The sequence below is a fragment of the Micromonospora sp. KC721 genome, assembly GCF_004348355.1.
Taxonomy (GTDB): domain Bacteria; phylum Actinomycetota; class Actinomycetes; order Mycobacteriales; family Micromonosporaceae; genus Micromonospora.
Map to the genome: position 1 here is coordinate 1 of NZ_SMJY01000306.1, position 4604 is coordinate 4604.

Consider the following 4604-nt stretch of genomic DNA (forward strand, 5'->3'; position numbering starts at 1 on the left):
CGCAGCCGCACGCCCCCCGGCATCGGCCGCTGGTCCAGCGCCTGCTGGATCTCCAGCCCCGCACGCACCGCCCGGTACGCGTCGAGCCCGTCGGAGCGGCGGGCGCCGAACAGCGCCATCACCGCGTCGCCGACGTACTTCTCCACCACACCCTGCCAGCGCCGCAGCACCCCCGCGACGGTGTCGAAGTACGCCCGTTGCAGGGCCCGGACATCCTCCGGGTCGAGCCGCTCGGTCAGCGCGGTCGACCCGACGATGTCGGCGAAGAGCACACTGATCGTGCGCCGTTCCTCCGGCACCGGCCAGGCCGGCACAGTGACGTCTTTCTCCCGACCGGCGACGATCGTGGACAGTGGCATCGCACCCACCTTTCCCAGCGGTGCCTGACGACCCTCCGGAGACTGTCACCACCGGCGCGTCGGGGGATCTGCAGAACGACGTATGTCGGTCCACCGCCACCTTCGGCCACAAACTCGACGCGAGAGGTACGACAGCGCCAATCAGCCGTAGAACGGCGCGAGAGGTGTGACTAGGCTGCGGACATGGCCAGCGATGTGGACACCGCACCGCTCGTCGGCCGTGCCGACCATTTGACGGAGCTGCGTTCCGCGCTCCTCGGCGAGTCGGGGTCGGGGCAGACCGCCGCGGTCTTCGTCAGCGGCGAGAGCGGGGTGGGCAAGTCTCGGCTGTTGCACGAGGCCGGTGCCCGGCTGCGTGCCGCCGGAGCCGTGGTTCTCACCGGCTCCTGCCTGGACATCGGCGACGCGTCCCCGCTGCACCCGGTGGTGCAGGCGCTGCGCCGGTTCGACGCCGACCTGGCCGGATCGCAGGTCCGCACCTCGTCCGCCGTCCGTGGTCTGCTGCGGATGTTCGCCGACGAGCCGGCCGCCCCGGACGGCGGCGCGCTGCTCGAACGGGTCTCCCGCGGGCTGAGCCTCCTCGCCGAGGGGCGCCCGCTGGTGCTCGTCCTCGACGACCTGCAGTGGGTCGACCGGAGCACCCGCCAACTGTTGCTCTATCTCCTCGCCGGCCTGGGCGACCTGCAACTGTCCGTGCTGGCCGCGATCCGTGCCGAGGCGTTGCAGGGTGCCCACCCGCTGCGCCGGGTCCTCACCGAGCTGCGTCGGCTCCGGTCGGTACGGGTGCTCGACCTCGCCCCGCTGGACCGGGCCGACACCGACCGGCTCGCCGCCGCCATCGTCGGTGCCCCGCTGAACCCGGAGGCCGCGGACCAGATCTGGCAGCGCAGCGGCGGCAATCCGTTCGTGGTCGAGGAACTCGCCCGCGACCTGCGCGACGGCCGCGACGGCCTCTCGGACACACTGCGGGAGATCTTTCTGTCCCGGGTCGACGCGTTGCCCCAGCACGCGCACACCGTGGTGCACGCCGTGGCAGTCGGGGTGGAGCCGGTGGCGCACTGGCTGCTCGCTGACGTGCTGCACCTGCCGGAGCAGGAGCTGATCGACGCGGTCCGGGCGGCTGTGGCACACCGCCTGCTGGTCAGCGCCGACGACGGCTACCGGCTGCGGCACCGGCTCGTCGCCGAGGTGCTGGAGCACGAACTGCTGCCGGCGGAGCGCTCAGCCCTGCACCGGCGCTACGCCGAGGCGCTCACCCGGGCCCCGGCCGACCTGCACCAGGCGCGGCTGGCGCACCACTGGCGGCTGGCCGGGGAACCCGGCCGGGCCCTGCCGGCGGCGATGGCCGCCGCCCGGGAGGCGCAGCGGCTGCACGGTTTCGCCGAGGCGCACCGGCACTGGTCTGCGGCGCTGCAACTGGCCGCCACCCCGGCGACCGGCCCGGCGACGACGTCCATCGAGGTGAACCGGGCGGAGCTGCTGGAACACGCCGCGGAGACCGCGCACCAGTGCGGCGAGCACGCCCGGGCGCTGTCCCTGCTGGCCGAGCTGGCCGACGCGGACACCGAGCCGTCCTGCGCGCTGCGCATCCGCCGGGCCCGGTACCTCGCCGCCGCCGGCCGCTCCGCCCCCGCCGAGGCCGAGTACCAGCGGGTCCTGCAGGCCGCCGACTGCACCGACGGGGAACGGGCCACCGCCGCGGCCCACCTCGCTGAGCTGTTGCTGCACCTGGGCCGCTACGCCGAGGCCGGCCAGCGGGCCCGGGCGGCGCTGAACCTGGCCGCGACGGTCGAGGGCAGCACCTCCGAGGTGGTCCTCGCCAGCTCCGCGCTCGGCTTCAGCGAGGCGTTCCTGGAGGATCCCGACGCGGGGCTGGCGGTGATGCGCCAGGCGTTGCAGACCGCCGAGCGGGCCGGCCGGCCCGAGGACGTCGCCTGCGCGTACCTGCACCTGGCGGAGCTGCTCACCGGGCCGCTGAACATCCTCGAGGAGGGTGTGGTGGTGGCTCGACGCGGTGCCGAGCGGGTCGCCCAGCTGGGGCTGGGGCGTACCTACGAGACGCGGCTGCTGGCGATCGCCACCAACGGGTTGTTCCGGGTGGGGCAGTGGGCCGAGGCGGAGAAGGTGGTCGCTGCGGCGCTGCGGCACCGCCCCTCCGGCGCCGATGCCGTCGAGCTGCTGTTGGCCCGTTGCCGGCTCTCGGTCGGCTACGGCGACGTCGAGGCCTCCGACCGGGACCTGGAAGCGGTGGCCACCATGCTCGCCGGCGGTGGCGCCCCCCGCCACGTGCTGCCGATGCTGATCCTGCGCGCCGGGCTGGCCATGTGGCAGGGCCGGCACGACGTCGCCCGGCAGGCCGTGCAGCGCGGTCTCACCGAGAGTCGCTCCGACGACGTGCTGCTGTTGGCGACCCTGGCCTGGCACGGGTTGCGGGCGGAGGCGGAGGCGCGCGCCAGCCGCACCGTGCCGGTGGACGAGACGGCCGTGCGGCGGCTGCGGGACGCCGTCGACCGGGTGACCACCAAGAGCGTGACGGCGGCCCGCCCGGTCCGCTACGTCGCTGAGGGTTTCCTGGCGCTGTGCACCGCCGAGCTGAGCCGGCTGGACGGTCGCGGCTGCCCGGAGGCGTGGGCCCGCTCGGCGGTCGAGTGGGATCGGCGCAACCACCCGTACCCGGCGGCCTACTCCCGGCTGCGGCAGGCCGAGGCATTGCTGGCGCGGCGTAGCCGCAGCGCCACCGCGGCGAAGCTGTTGCGCCAGGCGTACCAGACCGCGCAGGGGCTGGGTGCGGCCCCGCTGACCAGCGAGATCAGGAACCTGGCCGGGCGGGCCCGGGTGAAGCTGGAGGAGCGTGCACAGCCGACCGTCGCCCGCTCGGGCGGGCGGGGCCAGCCGGCCGGCGACGAACTGGGGGCGCTCACCGCCCGGGAGCGGGAGGTGCTCGCCGCGGTGGCCGAGGGGCTGACCAACAAGGAGATCGGCCAGCGGCTGTTCATCAGCGAGCGCACCATCGGCGTACACGTCTCTCACATCTTCGACAAGCTTCAGGTGCGGACCAGGGTCCAGGCCAGCGCGATCTACCTGCGCAATCGGGGCGAGTGACCGGCGGGCGTCGCAACGCGAATACGTCGTTCTACTGATGGCGTCGACGTACGGCGCTGGAAGGCTGATGCGCGGAGGACGACGGCACGGGGCTCGTCCGGACCACTGTGGAGGAGACATGACGGAACCGGTCTGGGGCCCGGTCCACGCCGACATCGTCGGACTGCTCGCCGACCACCCGGGGGACGTGCCGGCGGTGGTGGACCACCTCACCAAGCTCCAGGACCTGCTGGTGCGGCTGCCCCCACTGGAGGCCAGCTGCCCGCTGGCCGACTTCAACCGGCTCTACCTGGTCATCACCACCACCGTGCTGGAGGGGTTGTACGACGACTTCTTCGCCGACCCGGTCTTCCTCGCCCGGCTCGACGTGGAGTTCGCCGCCCGTTACTTCGACGCGCTGCGGCTGTGGACCGAGTCCAGCCCGACCACTCCGCAGGCGTGGTCCTGCCTGTTCCAGCGGATGCGGGGGCCGGACGCCCGCCCGCTGCCGTCGGCGGCGGCGGGGGTGAACGCGCACATCAACTTCGATCTTCCGTTCGCGCTGGTGACCACGTTCGACCACCTGGAGTCGGAGCCGGTGGACGGCACCGACCAGCACCGCGACTATCTGAAGATCAACGATATCTTCGCCGACAAGATCCCGTCGTTGCGCCGGGGCTACCTGGAGCGCTGGCAACTGCTGCTGGACATGCTCAACGGCGATGTCGACGACTGGTACCAGGGCGAACTGGTGGAATACACGCGGGACGTGGCCTGGCGGAACGCCCAGAAGATCTGGCGCTGCCGGCACGACCCGTACGCCCGCGACTGCGAGCGTACGCGGCTGGACAACAACGCCGCTGCGCTCGGACGGCTACTGCTCTCGCCGCTGGGGGCGTTTCTGCAGTAGCCGGGACGGGGGGTTCCCGCGCTCCGGGAAACCGGGGCGCGGGGACGGTCCCCTGCCGCGACACGGGCCGCTACCGGCGCTGGAGACCGCCTGGCCGGCGGTGGACGGGGGAGCGCCGGTAGCCGTCCGCACCCCACCGCCGGTCGGGTGAGTGTCCCCGGCTTGCCCGGTTCCGCCGGGAGGAGCCACGAAGACCGCTTACGGTCGGTGCAGGGGCGCGGAGAGTGGGACGGGGCATGGCGCAGGAGCGGGAC

The 4604-nt window shown here is 73.3% G+C and carries 3 protein-coding genes; 2 read left to right on the forward strand and 1 reads right to left on the reverse strand.

What is annotated here, in order from left to right; genetic code table 11:
* On the reverse strand, positions 1–359 hold a 359-nt coding region (locus E1182_RS29335; protein ID WP_132270967.1), incomplete at its 3' end, for an adenylate/guanylate cyclase domain-containing protein.
* Between the two features lie 183 nt (positions 360–542).
* Between E1182_RS29335 and E1182_RS29340 the strand changes: the two genes are divergently transcribed.
* Both E1182_RS29340 and E1182_RS29345 read left to right on the forward strand, forming a co-directional pair.
* Positions 543–3461, forward strand: coding sequence for a helix-turn-helix transcriptional regulator (locus tag E1182_RS29340; protein WP_132270968.1), 2919 nt, complete (start codon positions 543–545; stop codon positions 3459–3461).
* Positions 3462–3579: 118 nt separating this feature from the next.
* A complete protein-coding gene (locus E1182_RS29345) occupies positions 3580–4350 on the forward strand; it encodes a DUF5995 family protein (RefSeq protein ID WP_132270969.1) in 771 nt (256 codons plus the stop codon).
* Positions 4351–4604: the final 254 nt, after the last annotated feature.